The sequence below is a fragment of the Methylocystis heyeri genome, from assembly GCF_004802635.2.
In the GTDB taxonomy this organism is placed as follows: domain Bacteria; phylum Pseudomonadota; class Alphaproteobacteria; order Rhizobiales; family Beijerinckiaceae; genus Methylocystis; species Methylocystis heyeri.
The window spans coordinates 1085611-1109990 of sequence record NZ_CP046052.1 but is presented as its reverse complement, the minus strand read 5'-3'; the positions used below and the strand labels follow the sequence as shown (position 1 = coordinate 1109990).

General features: G+C 62.5%; 22 protein-coding genes. 12 read left to right on the top strand and 10 right to left on the bottom strand.

Going from position 1 to position 24380, the window contains the following annotated elements; genetic code table 11:
* Positions 1–52: 52 nt before the first annotated feature.
* Positions 53–1156, bottom strand: a complete 1104-nt coding sequence (gene nadA, locus H2LOC_RS04920) for a quinolinate synthase NadA (protein ID WP_154331574.1) — start codon at positions 1154–1156, stop codon at positions 53–55.
* A 360-nt stretch (positions 1157–1516) separates the two neighbouring features.
* Between nadA and H2LOC_RS04915 the strand changes: the two genes are divergently transcribed.
* The 4 genes from H2LOC_RS04915 to H2LOC_RS04900 all read left to right on the top strand — a co-directional run bounded on the left by H2LOC_RS04915 (position 1517) and on the right by H2LOC_RS04900 (position 6499).
* Positions 1517–2902 carry a rhamnan synthesis F family protein gene (locus tag H2LOC_RS04915; protein ID WP_136495371.1) on the top strand — a complete coding sequence of 462 codons (1386 nt, stop codon included), beginning with the start codon at positions 1517–1519 and terminating at the stop codon, positions 2900–2902.
* 183 nt (positions 2903–3085) lie between these two features.
* Positions 3086–5068 (top strand): putative bifunctional diguanylate cyclase/phosphodiesterase, encoded by a 1983-nt coding sequence (locus H2LOC_RS04910; protein WP_136495370.1) that lies wholly within the window; start codon positions 3086–3088, stop codon positions 5066–5068.
* A 78-nt stretch (positions 5069–5146) separates the two neighbouring features.
* Positions 5147–6097 carry an aspartate carbamoyltransferase catalytic subunit gene (locus H2LOC_RS04905; RefSeq protein WP_136495369.1) on the top strand — a complete coding sequence of 317 codons (951 nt, stop codon included), beginning with the start codon at positions 5147–5149 and terminating at the stop codon, positions 6095–6097.
* Positions 6098–6142: 45 nt separating this feature from the next.
* Positions 6143–6499, top strand: coding sequence for a hypothetical protein (locus tag H2LOC_RS04900; protein WP_136495368.1), 357 nt, complete (start codon positions 6143–6145; stop codon positions 6497–6499).
* A 207-nt stretch (positions 6500–6706) separates the two neighbouring features.
* Here the strand turns inward: H2LOC_RS04900 and cysK are convergent, their stop codons facing one another.
* Both cysK and H2LOC_RS04890 read right to left on the bottom strand, forming a co-directional pair.
* Positions 6707–7687, bottom strand: coding sequence for a cysteine synthase A (gene cysK / locus H2LOC_RS04895; RefSeq protein WP_136495367.1), 981 nt, complete (start codon positions 7685–7687; stop codon positions 6707–6709).
* A 107-nt stretch (positions 7688–7794) separates the two neighbouring features.
* A complete protein-coding gene (locus H2LOC_RS04890) occupies positions 7795–8301 on the bottom strand; it encodes an Lrp/AsnC family transcriptional regulator (RefSeq protein ID WP_136495366.1) in 507 nt (168 codons plus the stop codon).
* Positions 8302–8545: 244 nt separating this feature from the next.
* On the opposite strand from H2LOC_RS04890, the gene H2LOC_RS04885 reads away from it, so the two are divergent.
* The 5 genes from H2LOC_RS04885 (at position 8546) to H2LOC_RS04865 (ending at position 12788) form a co-directional block, all read left to right on the top strand.
* Positions 8546–9010 (top strand): RrF2 family transcriptional regulator, encoded by a 465-nt coding sequence (locus H2LOC_RS04885; protein WP_136495365.1) that lies wholly within the window; start codon positions 8546–8548, stop codon positions 9008–9010.
* Positions 9011–9154: 144 nt separating this feature from the next.
* Complete coding sequence (locus H2LOC_RS04880; RefSeq protein ID WP_136495364.1) at positions 9155–9904, top strand: protein-L-isoaspartate O-methyltransferase family protein; 750 nt, start codon at positions 9155–9157, stop codon at positions 9902–9904.
* A 206-nt stretch (positions 9905–10110) separates the two neighbouring features.
* On the top strand, positions 10111–11589 hold the full coding sequence (locus H2LOC_RS04875) for a TolC family outer membrane protein (RefSeq protein WP_136495363.1): 1479 nt from the start codon (positions 10111–10113) through the stop codon (positions 11587–11589).
* Between the two features lie 224 nt (positions 11590–11813).
* Positions 11814–12383 (top strand): PopZ family protein, encoded by a 570-nt coding sequence (locus tag H2LOC_RS04870; RefSeq protein ID WP_246206991.1) that lies wholly within the window; start codon positions 11814–11816, stop codon positions 12381–12383.
* 81 nt (positions 12384–12464) lie between these two features.
* Positions 12465–12788, top strand: coding sequence for an FtsB family cell division protein (locus tag H2LOC_RS04865; RefSeq protein ID WP_246206990.1), 324 nt, complete (start codon positions 12465–12467; stop codon positions 12786–12788).
* Between the two features lie 8 nt (positions 12789–12796).
* Here H2LOC_RS04865 and H2LOC_RS04860 read toward each other — a convergent pair whose 3' ends face one another.
* Positions 12797–13696 carry an MBL fold metallo-hydrolase gene (locus H2LOC_RS04860; protein ID WP_246206989.1) on the bottom strand — a complete coding sequence of 300 codons (900 nt, stop codon included), beginning with the start codon at positions 13694–13696 and terminating at the stop codon, positions 12797–12799.
* 363 nt (positions 13697–14059) lie between these two features.
* On the opposite strand from H2LOC_RS04860, the gene H2LOC_RS04855 reads away from it, so the two are divergent.
* Positions 14060–14899 (top strand): hypothetical protein, encoded by an 840-nt coding sequence (locus tag H2LOC_RS04855; protein WP_136495359.1) that lies wholly within the window; start codon positions 14060–14062, stop codon positions 14897–14899.
* A gap of 192 nt (positions 14900–15091) precedes the next feature.
* Here the strand turns inward: H2LOC_RS04855 and H2LOC_RS04850 are convergent, their stop codons facing one another.
* The 3 genes from H2LOC_RS04850 to H2LOC_RS04840 form a co-directional block, all read right to left on the bottom strand.
* Positions 15092–15613 carry a DUF1269 domain-containing protein gene (locus tag H2LOC_RS04850; protein WP_136495358.1) on the bottom strand — a complete coding sequence of 174 codons (522 nt, stop codon included), beginning with the start codon at positions 15611–15613 and terminating at the stop codon, positions 15092–15094.
* A 168-nt stretch (positions 15614–15781) separates the two neighbouring features.
* A complete protein-coding gene (locus H2LOC_RS04845; RefSeq protein ID WP_425487336.1) occupies positions 15782–19018 on the bottom strand; it encodes an error-prone DNA polymerase in 3237 nt (1078 codons plus the stop codon).
* A gap of 129 nt (positions 19019–19147) precedes the next feature.
* A complete protein-coding gene (locus tag H2LOC_RS04840; protein ID WP_136495357.1) occupies positions 19148–20416 on the bottom strand; it encodes a DUF4034 domain-containing protein in 1269 nt (422 codons plus the stop codon).
* A gap of 407 nt (positions 20417–20823) precedes the next feature.
* Between H2LOC_RS04840 and H2LOC_RS04835 the strand changes: the two genes are divergently transcribed.
* A complete protein-coding gene (locus H2LOC_RS04835; RefSeq protein ID WP_162009696.1) occupies positions 20824–21927 on the top strand; it encodes a TadE/TadG family type IV pilus assembly protein in 1104 nt (367 codons plus the stop codon).
* 449 nt (positions 21928–22376) lie between these two features.
* Entirely contained in the window at positions 22377–22883 is a 507-nt protein-coding gene (locus H2LOC_RS04830; RefSeq protein ID WP_136495355.1) for a GNAT family N-acetyltransferase, read from the top strand.
* 20 nt (positions 22884–22903) lie between these two features.
* Here the strand turns inward: H2LOC_RS04830 and H2LOC_RS04825 are convergent, their stop codons facing one another.
* Genes H2LOC_RS04825 through H2LOC_RS04815 form a run of 3 tightly spaced genes read right to left on the bottom strand, consistent with a single transcriptional unit; the run spans position 22904 to position 24356 of the window.
* Positions 22904–23797, bottom strand: a complete 894-nt coding sequence (locus H2LOC_RS04825; protein WP_136495354.1) for an RNA methyltransferase — start codon at positions 23795–23797, stop codon at positions 22904–22906.
* The gene (locus H2LOC_RS04820) at positions 23794–24111 is read right to left on the bottom strand and encodes a type II toxin-antitoxin system RelE/ParE family toxin (RefSeq protein ID WP_136495353.1); all 318 of its coding nucleotides are present in this window, start codon (positions 24109–24111) and stop codon (positions 23794–23796) included. The genes H2LOC_RS04825 and H2LOC_RS04820 overlap by 4 nt, the downstream gene beginning before the upstream one ends.
* Positions 24111–24356, bottom strand: coding sequence for a type II toxin-antitoxin system ParD family antitoxin (locus H2LOC_RS04815; protein ID WP_136495352.1), 246 nt, complete (start codon positions 24354–24356; stop codon positions 24111–24113). The genes H2LOC_RS04820 and H2LOC_RS04815 overlap by 1 nt, the downstream gene beginning before the upstream one ends.
* Between the last annotated feature and the right edge of the window lie 24 nt (positions 24357–24380).

Here is a 24380-nt window from a genome sequence, read left to right as displayed (position 1 = left end):
CCATGCCCAGATCCGCATGGGTCGGACGAAGGGCGTCGCCCCTTGGCGAAGCTCAGCCCACGTCGATCATACGCTGGACGCTGGCGCGCGCCCGCTCCGCCAGCAGCGGGTCGACCTGAACTTCTTCGCGCATGTAGATCAGGCTGTCGAGAATCTTCGGCAAAGTGATGCGCTTCATGTGGGGGCAGAAATTGCAGGGCCGGATGAACTCCGTCCCGGTGGTTTCCGCCGCGACATTGTCGGCCATCGAGCATTCGGTGACGAGCAGGACCCGCGCCGGCTTCCTGGTGCGGACATAGTCGATCATGGCCGCCGTCGAGCCGGCGAAATCCGAGATTTCCACCACCTCGCGCGGGCATTCGGGATGGGCGATGATCTTCACGCCGGGGTGATCGGCGCGGTAGCTTTCCAGCTCCTCGGCGGTGAAGCGCTCATGGACCTCGCAGGCGCCGCGCCAGGCGATGATCTTCACCTTGGTCTGTGCGGCGACGTTCTGCGCCAGATAGCGGTCCGGAACCATGATGACCCGGTCCGTTCCAAGGCTCTCGACAATCTTGAGCGCGTTGGAAGACGTGCAGCAGATGTCGACTTCCGCCTTCACCTCGGCCGAGGTGTTGACATAGGCGACAATCGGAACGCCCGGATATTCCCGGCGCAGGGCGCGAACATCGGCGGCGGTGATGGAGGCCGCCAGCGAACAGCCCGCTTCCGAATCCGGTATCAGCACGGTCTTTTCCGGGCTCAATATCTTCGAGGTCTCGGCCATGAAATGCACGCCGCCCTGGACGATGACGTCCGCAGGGGAGGCGGCGGCGAGCTTGGCGAGCTGAAGGCTGTCGCCGACATAATCGGCGACGCAATGATAAATTTCGGGGGTCTGATAGTTATGCGCGAGGATGACGGCGTTGCGCTCGCGCTTCAGATCGTTGATGGCCTTGACGTAAGGCGCATGAAACGGCCACTCGACCGGGGGGATGACCTTGGCGACGCGCTCGTAGAGATGCGCCGTCGCCGCCTCCACCTCGGCGGTCCATTCCAGATTGGGCCTGGTGACGACGGGAAAGTGCGATACGAGACCGTCGCCAAGACCTGCGGCTGCAGAGGCCGCCCCGGCGACCGTCGCCAATTTTTCTCCCATCAGGGACCGCGTGCTCATCGCGAACTCCTAACATAAGCCCGAGGCGGTTTTGCTCATTATGAGCATAAGCTGGCCATTCTTATACTGAACACCGACCTGTGCGCTCCTGAGAGAAGCGCCTGCCGTGAACCAGATTGCGTTCCGACATATGCTCGTTAAGAGCATATGTCAAGCGAGGCGATCGGAAGCGGTCCGCCACGTGCGCGAACCATGGCTCCCGGCGTCGATATCCCGGTCGACTGTGATTTCTTCCGCTCGCGGCGCAGCGCTTTGTGGGGGACTCTTGCCCCCGAGCGCCAGAATCTAATATAAATCTGACTTTCAGACGGCTCGCTGGGGGCGTCTTCGTCGTTTCAACGATGCAAACAACGACATGACATGAAAGAGAACCGAGATCTCCTCCAGTTGTTCGATGTTTCCTTCTATCTGGAGCAATATCCGGATGTGGCTTCCGCGGGCGTCGACCCTGTAGCCCATTACCTGATCCACGGCGCAACGGAACGGCGCAATCCCCACCCCTTGTTCGATACGCATTTCTATCTCGAGCAATATCCCGACATAGTCGCCAGCGGCGTCAATCCTCTCGTCCATTACGTCCGGTGTGGCGCGAAGGAGAGGCGAAACCCCCATCCGCTTTTCGACACGAAGTTCTACCTTGAACAAAATCCGGATGTATCGGCCGCGGGAATAGACCCGCTCGTCCATTATTTGTTGTACGGCGCCGAGGAGGGCCGCCAACCCAACCCGGTGTTCGACACCGGTTTTTATCGCGAAAAAAACCCCGATTGCGCGAGTTCCAACCCGCTTGCGCATTATGTTCGATGGGGCGCGAAGCATCGGCGCGCTCCCCATCCGAGCTTTGACAGCGATTACTATGCCTATTCCTACCCGGAAGTTTCGTCAGAAGGGTTTGCGCCTCTTGCGCATTATCTACACTACGGCATAAACGAAGGCCGGCGAACTAATCTACACGTCGTCGGCGACGTTGCTTCAGCCCGGCTCGATTGCCTCAAACCGCTGTCCATCCGTAGTGAAACAGCTCTCTTTGTCACTCATTCGCCTGACGGGCGAATGAAGCCGCATATTCTACATCATCTTTCCGCGCTGAAGCGGCATGGCGTCGGTCTCGTGCTGATCGTAGCGTGCGATACTGCGTTTCGCGATGCTGACGACTATTTATTAGATCTCGTCGACGGCATGTATATTCGGCAAAATGTTGGATTTGATTTTGCTGCATGGGCGCATCTCTTGCGCCTCGACCCAGAACTTCATGCGATCGACACCCTCTATTTGATCAATGACAGCATCGTCGGACCCTTGGATCTCGACGCCTTCGGGGAGGTCATGCGGCGGATACGCGACACAGACGCGGATGTGATAGGCCTTACGGATAATATTGAGCGGCAATGGCACCTGCAGAGCTATTTTCTGGCCTTCAACTCCGGCGTTCTTACTTCGCGCGCGTTTGCGGACTTCTTCAACCGCGTCGAGAGCCTTTCGGAAAAGCAGGATGTTATAAATTTGTACGAAACCCGTTTGGCTGGACGGCTTTCGGCTGCCGGGTTGCGATGCAAGGCGCTGTTTCCTTCCAGATACGAGCGCAATGCGACGACCTGCGATTGGGAGGAACTCGTCGAAAGCGGATTTCCGTTCGTTAAAATGGAAGTGTTGCGCAGCTTGCCGGATCGTCTTCACTACCCCGACTGGATGTCCGTCGCCGGAAATCTTCTGATTCCGAGTCAGAGAACATCAAATTCCGATTGAAAAGGACTTCATTCCCTTTCCGAAATCGCCGCGAGGCCATTTCCGTGCGAGCGACGGCCGTTCAGGCTTCGGAAACCGTAACAAAAATGAGCGGCAATCGATGCAATTCATTTACAATTGTGAAAGCGCCAAAGCGGAAGATTTGACGGCGACCGGGTTAATTTCAGGCTGTTGAGACAACGAATGGCGACCCCGACCTTTGGCGTAGACGATGACGCCACTTTTGCCCGAGCGATCATTCCTCAACAGCGGAGCCAGCCGTTAAAGCTGTTCCTGCAGTTCCTGAGAGGGGACGCCCTCTATTTCGGCCGCGGGGAGCCCTCCGACGCGCTTACGAAGCGAATCCGGCGCGAGCAATTCGCAGCCGTGTGCAAATTCACCCCCTTGATGATGCTGGGAAGCTGCCTGAACGCCGTGGTCCTGACCTGCGCCTTGAGAAACGGCCTGCCGTCGGTTCCTGTGGCGGCGTGGGGCGGGACGGTGATCGCGCTGACGGCCGGCGGCGCGGCCGGGATGCTGAGCGCCAGGCCTGGGCAGCCCGGCCTGCGCGATTTGGCGGCGATCACGACGGGCGCTGCGGCGCTGGGCCTGCTTTGGAGCGTTGCGCCGGCGCTTTTTCTCGCCTTGGGCGACTCCGCCGAAAGGCTGATCGTCATTTGCGTCAGCCTCGGCATGATGTTTGTCGGCTCGACGGTCATGGCGTCGATTCCCGCGGCCGCGGTCGCCTTCATGGCGCCGGTCATGACGGGCCTGCTATACGCCGTGGAGAGCGCTCAAACCAAAGGGTTGGAGCCTTTCGCCACCATCCTCGGATTTTTCGGGCTCTTCATGCTCGCCTCCAACGTTGCGCGGTCGGACGCGTCCGTGCGGCGTTGCGCTACGCTTCTGGAAACCGAGGACAATGTCCTCCGGGACGAACTCACCAGCCTGCCCAACCGCAAATTCTTCCACGACCAGATGACGCGAGCGCTGGCCCGCCTCGAACGCACGGGCGAGGGCTTCGCGGTGATGTGCCTGGATCTCGACGGGTTCAAGAAAGTCAACGACACCCTCGGCCACGCGGCCGGCGACCAGACTCTGATCGAAGCCGCCCGCAGATTGGAGCGCTGCACGCGGCGAGCCGACGTCGTGTCCCGGCTCGGAGGCGACGAATTCGCCTTGATCGCCTCCGGCGCATCAAACGAGGCGCAGGCGAGGAGCGTCGCAGAACGAATAGTGCAGAGTTTCAGGGAGCCTTTCCTCGTCGACGGCGAATCTCGCAGCATCACAATCAGCGTAGGCGTCGCTCTCGCACCCCGGGACGGCATGGACGGGGTGACGCTGATGCGCAATGCGGACAGCTCCCTCTACGTCGCCAAGAACTCCGGCAGGAGCGCCTTCGCGCTGTTCCGCGACCGTTCGGCGAGCGTCGCAGGCGGCGCAAGCGAACCCGAGCGGGCGCCCGAGGCCAAGGAGCTGGACCTCGTGTTCGAGCCTTGCGTCAATCTCGGCGCGCTGCAGACCAGCGGCTTCAGCGCCGCGCTGCGGCTGGATCAGAACCTTTGCACGGCGGAGCGCAGCGATTCGCGCGGCTCCGTCGAGGCGTTCCTCCTCGAAAAAGCGGTCGAGGCCGCGGTTTCCTGGCCCGAGGCTCTAAGGGCGAGCGTGCCCGTCTCCCATTTGCAATTATGCCGTGAGGGCTTTGCGCGGAGCGTGGAGAAAACGCTCGCGCGCCACGATTTCGATCCGCGGCGGCTCGAGATCGAATTGGCTCAGGCGCCCCTCATAGTCTCGTCCCCCGACGCCATGCGGCAGCTCCGACTGCTTCGGGACATGGGGATTTCCGTGGGCCTGAAGGATGTGGACGGCGGCCTGGGCGAACTCTCCAATCTCGTGGAATTGCCCCTGACGAGGCTGAGCCTCGGCACGAATCTGGTGCGCGAACTCGGCGCCGGCACGATTTCCTCGACCGTCGCCAGGATTTCCTGCGAGGTCGCCCGCGCGCTGGGGCTCGAGGTCATAGCCAAAGGCGTCGAAAACGAGGGCCAGCTGGAAGCCGTCCGCAAGCTGGGATGCAGCGAGGCCCAGGGGCCCTTTTTCGGGGCGCCGGCGCGGGCCGATGAATTGGCGGGCCTGATGGGATTTCCCCGCCTTGCGGCCTGCCTCGAAGGCGAACGGGCGGCCTGAGCGCCGGCTTCCAGAGCCGGCGTAAACGAGAAGAGAAAAGCTCGTTCCACGCCGCCCATGAAGATGGTATCAGGCGGCATGGCCTCAAACTCCTCCACTGCTTATTACCCTCACCGTCATCTGCTCGGCATTGAGGGGCTGTCGCGGCCCGAGATCGTCGCGCTGCTCGACATGGCGGAGAACGCCATCGAAGTATCGCGGCAGGTGGAGAAGAAGAGCTCGAAGCTTCGCGGGCGGACGCAGATCAACCTGTTCTACGAAGCCTCCACGCGCACGCAGGCCTCCTTTGAGATCGCCGGCAAGCGCCTCGGCGCCGACGTCATGAACATGTCGGTGGCGCAGTCTTCGGAAAAAAAGGGCGAGACCCTGCTCGATACGGCCATGACGCTCAACGCCATGCGCCCCGACATCATCGTGGTGCGGCACTCCCAGGCCGGCGCCGCGCATCTTCTCGCCCGCAAGGTCGACTGTTCGGTGGTCAACGCCGGCGACGGAGCGCACGAGCATCCGACCCAGGCTCTGCTGGACGCGCTGACCATCCGCAGAAACAAGGGGCGGATCGAAGGGCTGATCGTCGCCATTTGCGGAGACGTGCTTCATTCGCGCGTGGCCCGCTCCAACATCCTGCTGCTCGCCGCCCTGGGCGCGCGGGTGCGCGCCGTGGGACCTTCGACGCTGGTTCCGCGCGGGCTGGAGCGCCTCGGGGTCCAGGTCGTCAACGACATGCAGCGCGGCGTCGACGGGGCGGATATCGTGATGATGCTGCGCCTTCAGCGCGAGCGCATGAGCGGCTCCCTGGTGCCGAGCTCCCGTGAATATTTTCACTTTTTCGGCCTCGACGAGGAAAAACTCGCCCGCGCCGCCCCCGGCGCCCTCGTCATGCATCCCGGGCCCATGAACAGGGGCGTGGAGATCGACTCGTCCGTGGCCGACGGACCCCAGTCCCTGATCCGCGAGCAGGTGGAGATGGGCGTGGCCGTCCGCATGGCGGTGCTCGAAGCACTCGCGCATCATCTGCCGAACGTGTAATTATGAGGCTGAAGCTTCCGGTTCTCTACCTTAAAGGGTGACCCAATGGTGAAGATCATTCGACTGCTCGGCCTCGTGTCGCAGTCCATTTTCCTTCAGTTTGTCCATCTCGTGGGTCTGGTCGCTTTCCTGATCGCCGCAGCGCTGGGCTATTTCAAAGTGCCGTCCTGGGTGGTTCCGATCGTGGCCGTGGTCTCCGGCGTCGCAGTTGATAAGTTCGCGGATGTGACCGACGTGACCGGCCTGCTGGAAAAAGCTTCGAAGGCCAATGAGCGGGGCGGCTTCCTGATCCTGGTCTACGCTGTGATCACCGTGGTGGGTTATATCGTCGGCGCCTACGGCCGCCACCATCACGACAGACTGAAAGCCACGACGAGCGCGCCCAAGCTGAACAGCAAGTAACCAGGACCGGCGCCTCAAAGGCGCGCCGGCCTGACTGCTTACAGAGTCGGGGCATCGCCCCTCGTGCTTCGAGACGCCTGCTTCGCAGGCTCCTCAGCAAGAGGGGCGTCTTATTTTGTCAGATGCTCAGTCAGGCCCCATCTCGAGGAACGAGCTTTGCTCGTCTTAAACGAACCGGCGCCTCAACGGCGCCGGCCGTAAGCTCGTTCAGAGCCCTTCGAAGAGCGCGGTCGACAGATAGCGCTCGGCGAAGGAAGGGATGATCAGCACGATATTCTTGCCTTCGGCCTCGGGCCTCGCGGCGATCTCCAGCGCCGCGGCCACCGCCGCGCCCGAGGAGATGCCGACCGGAATTCCCTCGATCCGGGCGAGCAGCCGGGCGGTCTCGAATGCGGTCTGGTTGCCGATGGTGACGACCTCGTCGATCACGCTGCGATCGAGCACGGGCGGCACGAAGCCGGCCCCGATGCCCTGGATTTTATGGGGTCCCGGCGGGCGACCGGAAAGAACCGCGGAATCCTCGGGCTCCACGGCCACGATCTTCAATCCCGGCTTGCGCGGCTTCAGCGCGCGCCCGACGCCCGTGATGGTGCCGCCAGTGCCGACGCCGGAGACGAAATAATCCACCGCGCCGTTGGTGTCGTTCCAGATTTCTTCGGCGGTGGTGGCGAAATGGATTGCGGGGTTGGACGGGTTTTCGAACTGCTGCGGGATGATCGAGCCGGGATTTTCCGCATTGAGCTCATTCGCCTTGGCGACGGCGCCCTTCATGCCCTGGGCCGCCGGGGTCAGCACCAGCTCCGCTCCGAGCAGCGAGAGCATCTTGCGGCGCTCGATCGACATGGACTCGGGCATGACCAGTATGAGCTTGTAGCCCCGGGCCGCGGCGACGAAAGCCAGCGCGATGCCGGTGTTGCCGGAGGTCGGCTCGATGATGGTGGTCTTGCCGGGCTCGATCGTTCCGCTCTTCTCCAGGGCGTCGATCATATTGACGCCGATGCGGTCCTTGACGCTGGCGATCGGATTGAAGAACTCCAGCTTTGCGAGCAGATTGGCCTTCACTCCCTTTTCCTGGGCGAGGCGATCCAGGCGCACGATCGGGGTGTCGCCGATGGTCTGGGTGATCGAATCATAGATGCGGCCGCGGCCGGGTTTCGCCGGCGGCGTATAGATCGGGGTTTGCGACACTGTTGCTGCTCCGTGTTGGGATCGCTCCGATTTTGCCTTGCCGGGCGACCCTGGTCCATTTCAAAAATGCATCACAGCCAGGCTCGACCGCGCTCGCCTGACGCCGGTCACAGATTTGCGACCTCGGCGATGCGCGCCGTGCGGGAGGCCTTTTCGATCTGTCCCGGCAAGGGCAGGGCGGTCGTGGTCTTCAGGCGTTGTATCGTAAATCTCGAAACGACCTTGCGCAGCGGGGTGATCGACACGAGGCGCCGGTAGAACTCGTCGAAGCCGGCTATGTCCGGAACCACCACGCACAGCATGTAGTCGATGTCGCCGGCCATGCGGTCGAAATCCACCACCTCGGGCATTTTGGAGACCTCTTCGGCGAAACGCTCGAACCAGGCCTGAGAGTGCTCGCCGGCGACGATGGAGACATAGACGCGGAGCCCGAGACCGAGCTTTTCGGGCGAGAGCAGCGCCACCCGGCGCTTTACGACGCCCGTGGCCTCGAGTTTTTGTATCCGCTTCCAGCAGGGCGTCTGGGAGAGTCCGACGCGAAAAGCGATTTCCGCCACCGGCAAGGAGGCGTCTTCCTGGAGAATTGCGAGGATCTTCTGGTCGATGGCGTCCATGTCGTCGTCCGGGCGGCGCAAGCGTGAGCAAGCAGGAAAAGGGCCATAGGCTTCCCGATAGGAGGAACACTATCTATAATATCTGTAGTTTTTGTCAACAAATATCCCCGCGCAAGCGCGGCCTTCTCCGAAACCGCAATGCGCTAGGGAATATTTCTCGCTTCTGTTATGAGGGATTTAGCCGTCGCCGCACCGGCCGGGCGCGCATTTCGAGCGGGGCGGGGTCAGGGAGGAATATCGCGGGATGCTGACCAAGAAAGCCAAATACGGGCTCAAGGCGTTGGTCTATCTGGCCGGCCTGGCTCCGGGCCAGACCGCGCTGGTCGCAGACATCGCCAGCGAGAATCAAATTCCCAAGAAGTTTCTCGATGCGATTCTGGGCGAACTGCGCAATGCGGGCTTCGTGCACTCCAAGAAGGGAAAGGGCGGAGGCTACACTCTGGCGCGAAACCCTTCCGAAATCGGCGTGGGCAATGTCATCCGGGCGCTCGACGGGCCGCTCGCTCCAATACAATGCGCCAGCAAGACGGTTTACCGCCGCTGCGACGATTGCACGGACGAGGTCCATTGCGCCGTGCGTCTGGTGATGCTGAAGGCCCGGGAGGCCATCGCCAGCGTTCTCGACAGCACGACGCTGGAGCAGATGCGGGAACTGGGCGAAAAAGGCGAGCCGGGCGAGATGCTAGAAAAAGGGCTTCAACTGGCTTGAGAGGCGCCCGGATGCCTGTGCGGGAAACACTCGAGGCATAGACATCAATTACCGGGGAATTTATAAAGCGCCCACTCCCGCCCGCGGATGAAGCGCGGATTTCTCAATCATTCGAAGAGGCCGGCGGCTCGCCGGGAAGAAAGCATGGCTCTAGCAGCGACGGATCACGTGGCGCCCGAGAGCGGCGTCGCCGGGCCCAAGGCGGCCAACGACCTCGGCAAGGCCACGGCGCATCTGCGCAGGACGATGGTGGAACGCCAGCTCCGTCCCTATGACGTCGTCGATCTGCCCGTGCTGAACCGTTTTCTCGAGGTTCCCCGCGAAGTCTTTCTGCCTCCCGCGCTCGAGGCGGTGGCTTATTCGGACCTCGCCATACCGGCCAAGGGCGATTCCGGCGCAGCTTCGCGCGCGATGCCGGCCCCGCTCGTCCTGGCGCGCTTTCTTCAGGTCGCGGAAATCCAGCCTGGCCACAGGGTTCTGGACGTCGCGGGCGGAACCGGCTACCCGGCGGCGCTGCTGTCCGGACTTGCGGCCGATGTGACGGCTCTCGAAAGCGAGGCCGAACTCGTGGCGCAGGCGCGCAAGAATCTCGACGAGGTCGGGGCGACCGGCGTCCGCCTCGAATGCGGACCGCTGGAGAAGGGCGTCCCCGGCGCGGCGCCTTTCGACGTGATTCTCGTTCACGGCGCCGTCGAGGCCAATCTCGACGATCTGCTCCGGCAGCTCACGCCCAACGGCCGCCTGATCGCCTATATGCGCCTTGCCGGCGGCGGCGGCATGAAGGTGGTGGCCTTCGAGCGCTCCGAGGGCAATGCGGCCGGGGTGAGGCCGTTGTTCGACGCGGCGGCTCCTGTGCTGCCGGCCTTCGCCAGGGCTCCAGCCTTCGTGTTTTGACGCTTCGGCTCCGCCCCGGGCTCGATCCGGGGTGGAGGCGATCGCCTATGTGTGTGCGTGATTTGTGTTCGTTTCCGTCAGCGCCCCGCGCTGACGCCTCCAGGGCGCGCCAGCCGCCGCCTTTCGCGGAGCCATGCGATTTCCGGTCGCTGGCGACCGCCCATCGCGGCAGGCTCTCCAAACTGCGTGCGATACCGGGGTGTCCGATGCCTGATCCCGCCGAATTCCCGTTTCCGCATCGACGCCTGCCCCTGTCGCGATCGAAGCCCCGTCTTCGGCGCGCGATCGCTCTTTCGGTTCTGGCGGCGGCTTCGTGGGGCTGGGGCGCCGTGCCTGGCGCTCGCGCCGAAACGATCAATTCTGCGCTGGCGCGAGCCTATGACGCCAATCCGGATCTCAATCAGAGTCGCGCCAGCGTGCGCGCTCGGGATGAGGATGCGCCCAAGGCGCTCGCGGGCATGCGCCCGAAGGCGAGCATTTCCGCCAGCGCAGGACCAGAATACGGCACGATCACCATTCCCGCCGGCCGCAACTCGACCACCGGTCAGCGACAGTTTTTTTCGGACCAGTATGTAGGCGCGCCGCGCAGCGCGGCCTTGAACGTTTCGCAGCCGATCTTCGACGGCGGACGCACGGCGAGCGCGGTCAGACAGGCGGAGTCGTCCGTTCTTTCCGCCCGGGCCTCGCTGGCCCAGACCGAACAGGCGATTCTGCAGAGCGCCGCCGCCAACTACATGAATGTGCTGCGCGACACTGCGATCCTCGACCTGCGCAAAAGCAATGTCTCTGTGCTGGAGCAGCAATTGCGCCTGACCAAGGACCGTTTTTCGGTCGGCGAGGTGACGCGCACGGACGTCGCTCAGGCTGAGGCTTCCCTCGCTCAGGCGCGTTCCGATGTTTACGCCGCCGAAGGGCTGCTGAAAATCAGCATCGCCAGCTATCGGCAGGTGGTGGGCGTCGAGCCCAAGCGGCTCGAACCGGCGCAGAGCGTCGAAAAGCTGCTGCCGAAATCGCTCAACGAGGCGATCTCGCTCGCCCTGGTGGAGAATCCGGCGGTGGTGGCGGCCCAGCATCAGGCCGATGTCGCGGCGCTCGGCGTGAAGGTGGCGGAGAGCGCGCTGAACCCCACTCTGTCCTTCAATGCGCAGGTCGGCCCGTCCTACGACTCCTTCTTCGGCCTTCCGGGCTCGCATCAGTTTGCAGCCCAGGCGACGGGCCAGTTGAATATCCCCCTGTATCAGGGCGGGTCGGAATACGCCTCGATCCGTCAGGCCAAGGAGCAACAGGGGCAGGCGAGATTATCCGCGGACATGCAGCGCGACAGCGTGAGGGTCAGCGTCGTGTCCGGCTTCGCGCAGCTCGATACGGCGAAAGCGTCGATCGTTTCGAATCAGGCCGCCGTCAAGGCCGCGGAGATCGCGCTGCAGGGCGTGCGCGAGGAGGCGAAGGTAGGCCAGCGCACGACGCTGGACGTCCTCAACGCCCAATTGGCGCTGCTGAACGCGCGCGTCAATCTGGTGGTGGCGCAACGCGACAGAATCGTCGCCTCCTATGCGGCGCTCGCCGCGATAGGCCGGCTCTCGGCGCAACAGTTGAACCTCGACGTCGCGCAATACGATCCTTCCGTCCATTTCGATCAGGTCAGACAACAATGGTTCGGCGTCGACACCCCCGACGGGAGATGACGCTTTTTTGGTTTTCATTGCGTGACAGGGAAACGCGAAAGGTGTGGAATTCGCAGTGGCGCAGTTGATTCGAGCTGCGTCCGACGTCACAGGATAACTGGATTTGAATCGCCGGCCGATCAGCCGCGGCCGAGAGCCAGAAAAGACGACGCCCTATGAGCGCTTTGAACGTCCATGCTCCGCACTCTTCTCTCGATGAGGAACGCCGAGCGCACGAGCCTTCCATGGAGGAGATTCTTGCCTCGATCCGGCGGATTATCGCGGACGAGGACAGCATCTCGGCAAGCCGCCGCGAGAGAATCGAGCCTCAGATCGCTCCGATCGCGCAACAAAACGAAGTTCCGGCTCCGGCGCCTGCAGCCGCCGAGCCGGCTCCGGAAGAGTTCGATCTCGATGAGCCGGCCTTCGAGGCCTATGAAGCCACAGAGACCTACGCGCTCGACACGCCCTTGCCGGATGATGCGGCCCCTATCGAACAGACCGACGAAAGCGGCCTCGAGCCGGCGCTCGCCGATTACGAGCCGGAGCAGATCTCCGAAGAACCCGGCGATTATTATCTCCACGACGAAGCCCCGGCGCCTCTGGTGTCCCCGGACGCCGCCGCTTCGGTCACCGCCCAGTTCCAGACTCTGGCCGCGAGCATGCTGATCAACGACTCCGGCCTGCTGCATGATTACGCGCGCGAGCTGCTGCGGCCGATGCTGAAAGCCTGGTTGGACGACAACCTTCCGGTCCTGGTGGAGCGTCTGGTTAGAGCGGAAATCGAGCGTGTCGCCCGCGGCGGCCGGCGCTGAGATTTCGAGCCGCCGCCAAACCGCGTTAACGCCGCTTATACCCTGTCTGTTTAGCATGGCTCCATGTATCGCTTGCGCGCCATGCTACGTCCGCTCCTGGTTCCCCTGGGCCTCTACAGCCTGGCGGGACTCATCGCGAGCTACTTCATCTGGCATGGCCTCCACGGCCAGCGCGGCCTGAAGACGGGCGAGGAATATGAGCAGCGCCTCGGCCAGCTCCGTCTGGAGCGCGATCTCCTCAAGCTCGAGCGGCTTCAGTGGGAAAAGCGAATCAAGCTCATTCGCGGCGAGACGGTCGATCGCGACATCGTCGACGAGGAAGCGCGGGCGCTTCTGGGGCGCGTGCATAAGAACGAAGTCGTGATTCTGACGCAGACGGCGGACGGCGGATCGACGACGCGGTAAGCGCCCCTTCAAACGACCTTTACAAAGCGTCCCTGAAGAATATCGACCGGTCCCTTCGGCTCCACCGCGCCGCGCGCAATCAGATCCTCCATATGGGCGAGGATCGTCAGGGCTGCGGCGCCGTGCAGGCGCGGATTGACCCCCTCGTAGATGCGCGCGACCATCTGCGGAATGGTTTCATCCCCTTCGTCGAGCCGTTGCAAAATGGCGGCTTCGCGCTGTCGCCGATGGTGGGCGATGGCGCGCAGGTAGCGTTGCGGCTCCCGAACCGGGCCGCCATGCCCGGGCCAAAGCAGAACATCCGCGCGCCGGCGCAGTTTCTCGATCGACTCCATATAGTCCCGCATCGAGCCGTCGGGCGGCGCGACGACCGTGGTCGACCAGGCCATCACATGGTCGCCGGTGAAGACCACGCCTTCCTCGTGGAGCGCAAAGCAGAGATGATTCGCGGTATGGCCGGGCGTCGCCACCGCTTCGATGGAGACCTCGCCGACCCTGACCAGTTCGCCGTCGTTCAGGGCCCGATCCGGGGCGTAGACGAAGTCGTGGGAGGCGTCGAGACCGGAGCCTGCCGCGATGCCGTTGCTTCGCGGGACGTAAGGCCCGCAACCGAGGATAGGGGCGCCGGTCTTCTCGCGCAGGATTGCGGCGGCGGGGGAGTGGTCGCGATGGGTGTGCGTGACGAGGATGGCGACGAGCTCCTGGCCGGAGACAGCCCTCAAGAGCGCTTCTACATGGGCCGGGATGGCGGGACCGGGGTCGATGATCGCCACCCGCCTGCGCCCGACCAGATAGGAGCAGGTGCCGCTGAAGGTGAAGGCGCCTGGATTGGGAGCGATCAGGCGACGCGTGAGCGGCGAGACGTCGGCGACGACGCCGGCGGGTCCGGGCGCGGAAGTGTCGAACATCAACGAATTTCGATCCATCGGCTTTTCTTGGCCCGAAGCAGGGGGCTTTCGACGTCATATATCGCGGACGGCGGTCGGGGTGTCTTCGCAATCTGGAGATTCGCAAGGATCCCCTCGGCTGGATTCGTCCTCCGCCTTTTTACACATAGCGCCCGGTCGTCAGCGCTCGCAAAGGGCCCTCGGCGGCTTGGCGGAAACAACCGCCCCCGCGCCAGACTGCGGCTTTATGACAGAGTAAAACCGGCCGAAAGCCTGTTAAGTTCGAGCCTGACTGCTCCGCTAGAGTCTTTGTTTTATCGTGTTTTCTTCACGCGAACCGGTATCCACTTCGCTCGAAAACACTTTAGTCCTGCGAGGAATCAGATGAAGGCTTGCAAGCCAAATCATAGGCTGATGTTGCTCACCTTAACAGCCTTTGTCCTCGCGTTCAGCGGGGCCCGGGCCGAAGACGCGGACGAAAGCGCGACCGAACTCGCAAAAAAAGTCCAGAACCCGGTCTCTGACCTCATAAGTCTTCCATTCCAGGACAACAACAATATCCACCAGGGCCCCTACCATCAGACTGGAAATATCCTCAACATCCAGCCGGTAATCCCGCTTCACCTCAGCGAAGACTGGAATCTCATCAGCCGGCCAATCTTTCCACTGATTTCCCAGGTTCGTCTGGCCCCCGATATCGGCCCGGAATACGGCTTGGGGGACATCAACCCGCAATTTTATCTCTCGCCCGCAAAGCCCATTCCCTTTCTCTCGGGGGGCATCGTCGCGGGTCTTGGACCGATCTTCCTTCTTCCTACCGCCGGCAGCGCGCAACTTGGTTCGCAAAAATGGGCATCCGGGGTCACCGGCGTCGGCGTGTTCCTCTCCGGTCCGTGGGTCGTCGGCCTTCTAGCGAACAACCTGTGGTCGTTCGCCGGTCCCGGCCGGCGCAACGTCAATCAATTCCAGGCGCAGACCTTCGTCAGCTACAACTTTCCCGATGGCTGGTATTTGACGTCGAGTCCGATCATCACGGCGGATTGGGTGGCGCGAACCCGCAATCAATGGACGGTTCCGCTCGGCGGCGGCTTGGGGCGGGTCTTTAAGGTCAACGATCAGGCGGTCAATATGACCCTTCAGACATTCTATAACGTCGTTCGCCCGGACAACGGGCCATGGTGGCAAATTCGCTTCCAACTTTCGTTACTGTTCCCGACGAAATAACGGGGCCGGCTCAAAATTTTCCTGCTCGTTCCATGCGTCCAAAAAATGCGCGCGCCGCTTCGCCCATGACGAACGGGCGCACCATAATGTTTCGTGCGATTTGTCGCTTGAACGATCCCCTTCGACGGACAAACGCGTAAGGGCGAGCCGCGGCGGATGAGGGCGCCGAGGCTCGCCGGAAACTGCGGACGATCAGGCGCCCGGCGCGGAGGCGGGAGGAGCAGCCTTGCTCGCTTCGGAGAGCGCGGCGCGCAGCGCCTCTTCCTTGGTGTGATCGAAGGATGTCCGCATCACTTTGCCGCCGACGCCCTTGAGGTCTTCCAGCACCTTGTCGGCGGTGAATTTGCGGATCAGCAGAAACAGCGCCGCATTGCCGGGCTCCAGGCTGCTGGCGACTTCCTTCATGAAGCTGTCGTTGACGCCGACGTCGGTGAGCCAGCCGCTCGCGGCGCCGGATGCGGCGCCGAGCGCCGCGCCGGCCAGAGGCATCAGGAAAATGAGGCCGATGAGAGTGCCCCACAAAGCGCCGGAAGCGGCGCCGACCGCAGTAGTGTTCATGAGCTGGTTGAGTCGCACGCTGCCGTCGGCCTGCCTGACGGCGATGGCGGCGTCGCCGAGTTCGATGAGATATTCCTTCTGCAGGTTGAGCACCTTCTGGCGAACTTCCTCCGCCTTGGCTTCGCTCGGAAATGCAATAACGACGAGATCGCTCATGGCTTTTTCCTCTGTTTGCTTCTGGAAGACCTGAAACTCGGGACCTTCGATTCGCGGCCGACCGACAACGGCGCCGACCGTTAATTATGCCTGCGCGATCCGACGGCCATCCGGATCTCGAACTTAACGCTCGGCTGCGAGCTATTTGTAATCGCGGCATTGAAAGCTTTAGTGAAAATTTCGCGCCTTCGGGGTCGCAGCCCGCGCCTTTTCGATTTTGCGCAGATCGGCCGAAATATCTTCGATTCGGGTGGCGACGACATGCACGACGCCGGATTCGTTCTGCACATTGCCGGTGACGACGACAAGACGCGAACCGAGCACTTCCGGCCGGAATCTCTCGAATAATTTCGGCCAGACGATGATATTGGCGGCGCCGGTTTCATCCTCGATCGTCATGAAGATCACCCCCTTGGCCGTGGCCGGACGTTGGCGCATCAGCACCAGCCCGGCAATGGCGGCGCGCAGAGGCGGCGGCTCGTAAGGGCGCGACAGATCCGCGCAGGGGGCGACGCCCCGCCCGGCCAGCGACCGGCGCAAAAACGCCACCGGATGCGCCTTCAAGGAGAGCGAGAGCGAGCGGTAATCCTCCATCACCTCTTCGCCGGGCGGCATGGGCGGCAGATCTGCGTCGGGCTCCGTCGGAGAAAAGGCCAGCATGCGCAGCAAGGGCAGGTCGTCCTTGTCGCCGGCGCGGTTGAGGCCGGCGATCGCCCATAGCGCCTCGCGCCGGGTGAGGCCGAGACTGGAGAAGGCGTCGGCCTCCGCGAGTTTTTCAAGCGTCGAGGGCGGCAGGCCCGTGCGCAGCCATAAATCGCGCACCGAATCATAGCCGGCGCCGCGCCGCTCCACGAGCAGGCGCATCTCCGCCTCCGCGACGCCTTTGACGAGGCGAAAACCGAGACGCAGGGCGCAATTTCCCGCAATGTCGGAAGCCATCGACTCGTGGCGCGGATGCAGGCGTCCTTGTTCGATCGTGCTTTCTTCACGCGAACCGGCGTCCGCTTCTCTCGAAAACACTCCAGGGGAAGGCTCGAGCGCGCAATCCCACTGGGAAGCGTTTACGTCGACCTCCCGCGCTTCGACCCCATGTTCCCGAGCGTCTCGCAGGATCTGCGCCGGCGCGTAAAACCCCATCGGTTGGGAATTGAGGAGCGCGCAGGCGAAAACATCGGGATAGCGGCATTTGAGCCATGCCGAGGCATAGACCAGCAGCGCGAAGGAAGCCGCGTGGCTTTCGGGGAAGCCGTAAGTGCCGAAGCCTTCGATCTGCCGGAAGCAGCGCTCGGCGAAATCCTGCGGATAGCCGCGCGCCATCATGCCGGATATCATCTTGTCCCGAAAAGCGCTCACCAGCCCCGCGCGTTTGAAGGTGGCCATGGCCCGGCGGAGCTGATCGGCTTCCGCGGGAGAAAAACCGGCCGCGACGATGGCGATCTTCATCGCCTGCTCCTGGAACAAGGGAACGCCGAGAGTCTTGCCGAGCACCTGCTCCAGTTCGGGCGAGGGATATTCGACCTTTTCCTTGTTCATGCGGCGGCGCAGATAGGGATGAACCATATCGCCCTGAATGGGTCCGGGACGCACGATGGCCACCTCGATCACGAGGTCGTAGAAGCATTGCGGCTTGAGGCGCGGCAGCATCGACATCTGGGCGCGGCTCTCGATCTGGAACACGCCCACCGTATCGGCCCGGCTGACCATGGCGTAGACGCGCTCGTCCTCGGCGGGCAGCGTCGAAAGGCGGCGACGAATTCCGTAATGCGCCGCCAGCAGATCGAGGCCCTTGCGCAGGCAGGTGAGCATCCCGAGCGCCAGCACGTCGATCTTGAGAATGCCGAGAGCGTCGAGATCGTCCTTGTCCCACATGATGGTGGTGCGGCCCTCCATCGCGGCGGGCGCGACCGGAACCACCTCGTCGAGCCGCGCCCTGGTGATGACGAAGCCTCCGCTGTGCTGGGTGAGATGGCGGGGAAATCCCTTGAGCTCCTGCGCCAGCGCCAGCGCCATGGCGAAGCGCGGCTCGCTCGGGTCCAGCCCCGAGCGGATCATGTCGGCGCGGCGCTGTTCGGGCGTCGTTCCGCCCGACGACAGGGCGGAAAGCCGCCCCAGAAGATCGCTCGAAAAACCGAACGCCTTGCCGACCTCGCGCAGGGCCGACCGCGAGCGGTAGGTCACGACGGCGGCGGCGAGGCCCGCATGGGCGCGGCCGAAGCGCTGGTAGATATATTGGATCACTTCCTCACGCCGCTCATGCTCGAAATCGACGTCGATGTCGGGCGGCTCGTTGCGCTCGGCCGAAACGAAGCGTTCGAACAGGAGATCGTGCTTGGTCGGATCGACTTCGGTGACGCCGAGGCAAAAGCACACCGCGCTGTTGGCCGCCGAGCCGCGTCCCTGCGCCAGAATCCCGCGCGAACGGGCGAAGCGCACGATATCGTGCACGGTGAGAAAATAGGCGGCGTAGTTCAATTGGCCGATGAGGCTCAATTCGCGTCGGAGCAGCTCCTGCACATGGCCCGGAACGCCTTGTGGATAGCGCTTTTTTGCGCCCTCGAAGGCGAAAGCCTCCAACGCCGCCTGTTCGCTCGCGAAGCCTTCGCGCAATTCGCTGGGATAATCATAGGCGAGGTCGGAGAGGCGGAATTCGACGCGCTCCAGAAAACGCGCGGTTTCGTCCACCGCTCCCGGCGCCTCGGCGAAGAGACGGCTCATCTCCTCCGCGCTCTTGAGATGGCGCTCGGCGTTGGCGGCGAGCCTGAAGCCGGCGTTCTCGAGCGTCACGCCTTCGCGAATGCAGGCCAGGGCATCGGCGAGCGGCCGCCTCCCGGGCTCGTGATAATACGCCTCGTTCACCGCGATGAGCGGCAGGCCGAGCTTGCGCGCCTGCGCGGCGCGGCGGCGGAGCCGCTCCCGCATTCTTTCGTCGTAAAGGGCGCCGGCGCCGAGCCACAGCCGATCCTTGAAGGCGGAATAGATCTCGGCGGGCGGCGCGGCGTCGCCGAGCGCGATCAGTTGCAGCCCATCGCTGAATTCGAGCAGATCCCCGAGCGTGAGCGCGCATTCGCCTTTCTTGGCGCGCATATTGCCGCGCGTCAGCATCAGGCAGAGGCGCCCATAGGCGGCGCGATTCCGCGGGTAGCAGAGAAGGTCCGGGGTCTTGTCGGAAAAGACCAGCCTTGCGCCGACGGCGAGCTGGAAACTCTCCGGCGCGACGCCATCATGCGCCCGCAGAAAAGAGAACGCCCGCACCACGCCCGCCACCGAATTGCGATCAGCGATCCCGATGCCGCAATGACCGAGCTCCAGCGCGCGGGCGACCATCTCCTCCGGGTGCGAGGCGCCGCGCAGGAAGGAGAAATTGGTCGTCGTCGCAAGCTCGGCGTAGCGGGGCAGGGGGATGATCAAGAAACGCTCCGGACGCAGCGTCGCAGAAATGTTCCTTTATTGTTCTCTTTTTACCCCTTCATGTCAACCACTGCGGCTCCAGTGCTGTCATCGAAAGCCCACGAACCGGGTTCGCTCGAAAATGCTCTACAGCGCGTGGCCGGGAAATCTTGCCTCGCATACGTCGATGGATAGATTGGAGGGCCAAGCCTGCTCCATGATTTTATCCTTCATCCGGGCTCGCGCTTCCCAAAAACTGTCGCCGTCTCTCGCCAAACAGGCGAAGACCGCATAGGCATTGGCGTTCCAGGCGCTGTGCGGATAGAGCCTCAACATGTCCTTGAAGCCCTGTCTCATGTGCGGCCAGTCGGCGCGCGTATCCTTGAAAATATTGAAGCCGATTTCTTCGGAGCCCGAAACCAGCCAGTACATCCGGGTGTAAGTCGAAGCGCCGTCGACGTCGCGGGTTTTTTCTTCCGCGTCCTTTATCACTGCGTCGACCAGACTCCAGTCGCCGCCCCACTTTGGAGCGAGAAAAGTTATGTAGGCGTCATAGGCCCAATAGTAATATTTGTGTTCCTTGGTAACCGCACGATACAGTTCGTATTGGCGTTCTCTAGGCCAATTCAGAAGCGCGACGACATCGAGATAGAGATTACCCCAGAGTGGATTCCTGGACGCATAGGATTTGCTATCCGACAATATCCGCTCTACTTTCCGAAGCCTTTCTTCAAACAGCCGCCAACCTTCCGACTCCACCGAGGAAGCATAGCCACCGCCTCGGGCCTTCCATGCCAGAGAGTAATAGTAGTTCGCCTCGGCGATCGCCGCTCCCGCAGAGGTCGGGTTGGCGGCCTTCCACCGCTGGATAATTGCGCCCATCCGCTCCCAGCCGTTGGGTTGGTAACTCTGGTTCTTGAAGCCGTCCAACAAGAAGGTGAGTTTCCATCTGCCGTCCGCAATGCGCTCCTGCCTGGACGTCCAGTCGTCGATCAGGCGGTCGAGATCGGCGAACTTCTCCTGCGCAAGCAACATTTGGACGAGATTGCTGAGCTGCCCTGCTGCAATGCCGTCGAACCAGATTGGCCTGCCCTCGGCGTCGAGATCGGAATAGTCATGGCAAGCAGGTTCTGCAGCGCGTGGAACGGGAACAAAGACCGGCGAAGGTTGCACGAGTGGAAGCTTTTTCGCCTCAGGGTCCTGCGTCAGCAGCGGGCTAACGACGGATCGGGGCACGTCGTACGCGTGATAGCGCAAATAATAGGCGGGCCAGTAGCAGTTCCACTCCTTGTCCGTTTCCGAGCTCTGCGGAGCTGGAAATTGCGCCTTCGCGATCACCTGCTTCTCCGCTACCGCAGAGTCCGTTGCGACGCAGCAAAAGCCGAGACAGGAAGCCAGGATCGAAATCCTTTTCATCGTCCAATTCCTTCCAATCAAATACCGACGAAAAAGACTTCTAGCCTGGAGCGCTCACGATCGATTTAAAGCGCCTTCCGCCGCGAGCTGGATGATCAAACAATCTTAACGGCGTATTGAACTATTCGGACTCGCGAAGACGTTGGGGAGTTCGGTTGGATATTGTCGAGCCTGGCGCGCTCGGGGCTGCAAAGAGGACAATGAAACAGAAATAGAATGCCTGTCCCAAATTTATTTGTAGAATTAACTTTTTCTGGAAAGCATTTGTTATGCTTTCTTGGGCTTTCATCTTAAGTAAAGTTTAATTATATCATAATTACGCAATGTTATACGTATTCGTACGAGGGTATAGCTGCGACAAATCAGCTCACGCCGGCTCACGGCTCTCGGCTCACGGATTGGTCGCTATGGATAATAAAGACTTGGTTTCGGTTTCGCCCGCCCTCGCCAGCTTCCGCTCGGAGAACTCCGGCGCGGCGGCGGTGATGTTCGGAGTCGCGGCGGTGCCTTTGATGTTGATGCTCGGCGTCGCCATCGACACCGGGCGGGCCTCGCGGGCCAAGCTGGCGCTCCAGCAGGCGGCGGATGCGGCGGCGCTCGCCGCAGCGGCGCAGCCGGGCCTCACCCATTCCGCACGCCAGAGCCTCGCCCAAAATGTGGCGCTGGCCAATCTGAGCCACTCCGCCTGGACCGCAACCCCCGCAGTCACGGAAACGGAGTCCTCGGGAAATTATTCAGTCTCCGCGACCGCACAGGTGAACAACACATTCATGCGGCTCGCGGGAATCAACACGACGGCGGTCGCCGCCAGCGCGACGGCGACCGCGGCCGCTGCGGGTTCCCCGATTTCCTACACGCATTATGCGGGCAACGGCTCCGTGGCGGGGGATCCTCATGTCGGCGGCGCCGACGGCACGAACGGCTATCTCGATTGCGGGACGGGGGGCTGGTATAATCTGCTCAGCGACTCCGGCATCGAAGTAAACGTCTCCTGCGTGAATTACTCCGGCGACAATATGTCGGTTCTTCAGTCCTTCTCCATTCTGCTCGGGACGCATGTGATATCGCTCTATGCGCCGCAGCCGAGTTTCAACTCGTCCGGAACCGCCTCCTATGATCCGAAGACGGCCTGGTTCGGCGCGATCGCCATAGACGGCGTGACCTATCCGCCGGTCATCGGCACGCACAGCTATCTGGGCGGACTCGTAAACACCAAGATCACCGACCTCACCAATTTCTATGCCTCAGACAATATGGTGAACATCAAGACGGCGACCTACAACATCTTCATAACCTATGACGAATACGCGATGGGCGACATCAACATCACGGCGACCAACGCCGGGCTGTGCGGCGTTCCAGGCGGCTTCTGGGGTGGGACGCTCGCGGGGATCGACGATTACAAGGCCGCAGACTTCCTGGTGAGCGGTCCCACCGCCACGACGGCGCAATTCAACTGGTCGACCTGTCCGACGAGCACGGCGGCTACGCCGGTCCGTCTCGTGAAATGACGATTGGAGCCGACGCCGAAGAAAGCCTCCGACACAGATTTAGCCAGGAAAAAGACCAAATGCGCGGCCTCAAAATACAATCCGTTTTCGTCTCCGGGGCGCTCTCGATCGCCCTCTCATGCGGTTCGGCGCCCGTTGGAGCCAAGGAACTGAGCTGCCTCCAGCTGAAGCAGAACTGCGAAGCCTACATGGCGCGCCGCCTCAACGCTCTCTCCCATACTCAGGCCGATCAGATCGGGGATCAGTCTGCTCGAGGCCTGGACGCCAATCGGTGCCAATCCCTTTATTCATCCGCTTCGACGACGGGGATATGGCCCGAAAACGGAACTACTCCGGCTCTTCCCTGCACGAGATGACCCGTTGGGCGCCGGCCTCCCGCCTGTAATGCTCTGGCCTTCGTTCGCCGGCCCATGCACTATCCACGGCAGTTCCATGTCGAGGCGAGCACGATGCCGGCAGGTTTTTCGATCAGGCGGTTGAATGCGGCGGACGCCGGAGCTTTCAAAGAGGCGCGGCAGGAGATGTTTCGCAGCCAGCCGCGCGAGTTCCGCTTTGCGCCCGAAGACGAAAGCGGCCTTCCTTTGGAGGAATTCGCCCGCCGGCTCGGAAACGATTACGTCGTCGCCGCTTTCGGAACGGGCGGCCTCGTCGGATTAGGGGGCTTCAGCTGCTTTTCCGGCGCCAAGGTCGGTCACAAGGGCCTGATCTGGGGCATGTATGTGAAGCCGGAGGCCCGGGGCGCCGGCGCCGCCGACGCCATCATGCGGGCGCTGCTCGATCACGCCGCCGGGACCGTGGAGCAGGTGGTTCTCACAGCTGTCGCCAGCAACCCGCGCGCGATTCGCTTCTATGAGCGATGGGGTTTTCGCGCCTATGGCTGCGAGCCGCGCTCCGTGAAACTCGCCGATGGGGATTATCTCGACGAAACGCTGATGGCGCTTTCGTTCAGCAAGTGAGCAAGATCTAGGCGCCAAAATCACTCCGGCGCTTCCGGCGGCGCGCCTTTGGGTATGCGCAGCCGTTCGGCCGCGGCGGCCTCCTCCCGCGCCTGCGCCTCTTCCAGCTTCTTGCGCCGGCGGGCGTTGGGCTCCCGGCGGGGTCCTTCCACCAGCCGCACCACCACGCCCCACAGCGTGCGCACGTCCTGCTCGGTCAGGCTCATGCGATGGAACATATTGCGCAGGTTGCGGGCCATCACCGGCTTCTTGGTCTTGGGCCGGAAGAACTCGCGCGCGTCGAGCTGCTCCTCCAGAAATTCGAAGAAGGCGGCCGTCATCTCGCGCGTCGCCGGCGGCGAGCGCTCGGAAGTATCGAAGGGCAGGGCGTCGCCATGGGCGGAGCGAAACCATTCATAGCCCGTCAGCAGAACTGCCTGCGCCAGATTGAGCGAGGCATAGGCGGGATTGACCGGAAAGGTGAGGATGGCGTCGGCGAGCGCCACGTCGTCATTGTCCAGCCCGGTGCGCTCGGGGCCGTACATCACGCCATGCTTCTCGCCGGCGGCGATGCGCGCGGCGGTCTGGGGCATGGCCTGAGAGGGAATATGCACAGGCTTCATCTGCCCACGCCCGCGCGCGGTGGCGGCGTAGCAGAAGGAGAGGTCCGCGATGGCCGTGGGCACGTCGGGATAGACCTTGGCGCTTTCCAGCAGATGCACCGCTCCGGCGGCGGCGGCGTAGGCCCCCTTGCGATAGGCCCCGGTGCGCGGCCAGCCCTCGCGCGGCGCCACGAGACGCAGATCCGACAGGCCGAAATTCGCCATGGCGCGGGCGCACATGCCGATGTTCACGGCGAGCTGAGGCCGCACCAGAATGATCGCCGGCCCGCCTTCGAGCTTCGGCTTGGTGTGATCGGTTCCGGCGCCGGTCATTTGGGGAAGGTGTCTTTCACGAAAGCCGATTCCACATCGCGGCGCTGGTGAAGAACGTCAACGACATACAGCCTGTCTTTTTCATAGCGCATGAATATCAAATAACCTCGAAAGGGGAAGCTCCGTAGCCCTTTTGCTAGGTTGTCGCGTGGACGGCCAATGGTCCCGGGCAGGGCGGCCATTTTCTCCACCTGTTCGACGATGGAATCGACGAATTCACGCGCAAGGGCGAGATCGCCCGACTGCTCGGCGAGATATTCGAAGATGTCATCCAAATCACGCAAGGCGGCGTTCAAAAAGATTGGCGTGCGCATCACCGAGGCCGGACCTCGAGCTCCCGATGCTTACGCTCGATACGCTCGCGAGCATCGGCGACCGTGTTTTCCCCGCCCTCGGCCAGCGACTCCTGGATCGTCTCGCGCAGCGACTTCAGCTTGGCCTCGCGTTCTTCGACGAGGCGCAGGCCCTCGCGCATCACTTCAGCGGCAGAGGCGTAGCGACCCGATTTCACCAGTTGGTCGATGAATTCTTCCCAGCGCTGGCCGACCGAGACGTTCATGACGGGACTCCTTTGCGCGAAACA

Coding starts and splice junctions, on each gene's coding strand:
- nadA (WP_154331574.1), bottom strand. CDS start 1,156: ATGAGCACGCGGTCCCTGATGGGAGAAAAATTGGCGACGGTCGCCGGG.
- H2LOC_RS04915 (WP_136495371.1), top strand. CDS start 1,517: ATGAAAGAGAACCGAGATCTCCTCCAGTTGTTCGATGTTTCCTTCTAT.
- H2LOC_RS04910 (WP_136495370.1), top strand. CDS start 3,086: ATGGCGACCCCGACCTTTGGCGTAGACGATGACGCCACTTTTGCCCGA.
- H2LOC_RS04905 (WP_136495369.1), top strand. CDS start 5,147: ATGGCCTCAAACTCCTCCACTGCTTATTACCCTCACCGTCATCTGCTC.
- H2LOC_RS04900 (WP_136495368.1), top strand. CDS start 6,143: ATGGTGAAGATCATTCGACTGCTCGGCCTCGTGTCGCAGTCCATTTTC.
- H2LOC_RS04890 (WP_136495366.1), bottom strand. CDS start 8,301: ATGGACGCCATCGACCAGAAGATCCTCGCAATTCTCCAGGAAGACGCC.
- H2LOC_RS04885 (WP_136495365.1), top strand. CDS start 8,546: ATGCTGACCAAGAAAGCCAAATACGGGCTCAAGGCGTTGGTCTATCTG.
- H2LOC_RS04880 (WP_136495364.1), top strand. CDS start 9,155: ATGGCTCTAGCAGCGACGGATCACGTGGCGCCCGAGAGCGGCGTCGCC.
- H2LOC_RS04875 (WP_136495363.1), top strand. CDS start 10,111: ATGCCTGATCCCGCCGAATTCCCGTTTCCGCATCGACGCCTGCCCCTG.
- H2LOC_RS04870 (WP_246206991.1), top strand. CDS start 11,814: ATGGAGGAGATTCTTGCCTCGATCCGGCGGATTATCGCGGACGAGGAC.
- H2LOC_RS04865 (WP_246206990.1), top strand. CDS start 12,465: ATGCTACGTCCGCTCCTGGTTCCCCTGGGCCTCTACAGCCTGGCGGGA.
- H2LOC_RS04860 (WP_246206989.1), bottom strand. CDS start 13,696: ATGTTCGACACTTCCGCGCCCGGACCCGCCGGCGTCGTCGCCGACGTC.
- H2LOC_RS04855 (WP_136495359.1), top strand. CDS start 14,060: ATGAAGGCTTGCAAGCCAAATCATAGGCTGATGTTGCTCACCTTAACA.
- H2LOC_RS04850 (WP_136495358.1), bottom strand. CDS start 15,613: ATGAGCGATCTCGTCGTTATTGCATTTCCGAGCGAAGCCAAGGCGGAG.
- H2LOC_RS04840 (WP_136495357.1), bottom strand. CDS start 20,416: ATGAAAAGGATTTCGATCCTGGCTTCCTGTCTCGGCTTTTGCTGCGTC.
- H2LOC_RS04835 (WP_162009696.1), top strand. CDS start 20,824: ATGGATAATAAAGACTTGGTTTCGGTTTCGCCCGCCCTCGCCAGCTTC.
- H2LOC_RS04830 (WP_136495355.1), top strand. CDS start 22,377: ATGCCGGCAGGTTTTTCGATCAGGCGGTTGAATGCGGCGGACGCCGGA.
- H2LOC_RS04825 (WP_136495354.1), bottom strand. CDS start 23,797: ATGACCGGCGCCGGAACCGATCACACCAAGCCGAAGCTCGAAGGCGGG.
- H2LOC_RS04820 (WP_136495353.1), bottom strand. CDS start 24,111: ATGCGCACGCCAATCTTTTTGAACGCCGCCTTGCGTGATTTGGATGAC.
- H2LOC_RS04815 (WP_136495352.1), bottom strand. CDS start 24,356: ATGAACGTCTCGGTCGGCCAGCGCTGGGAAGAATTCATCGACCAACTG.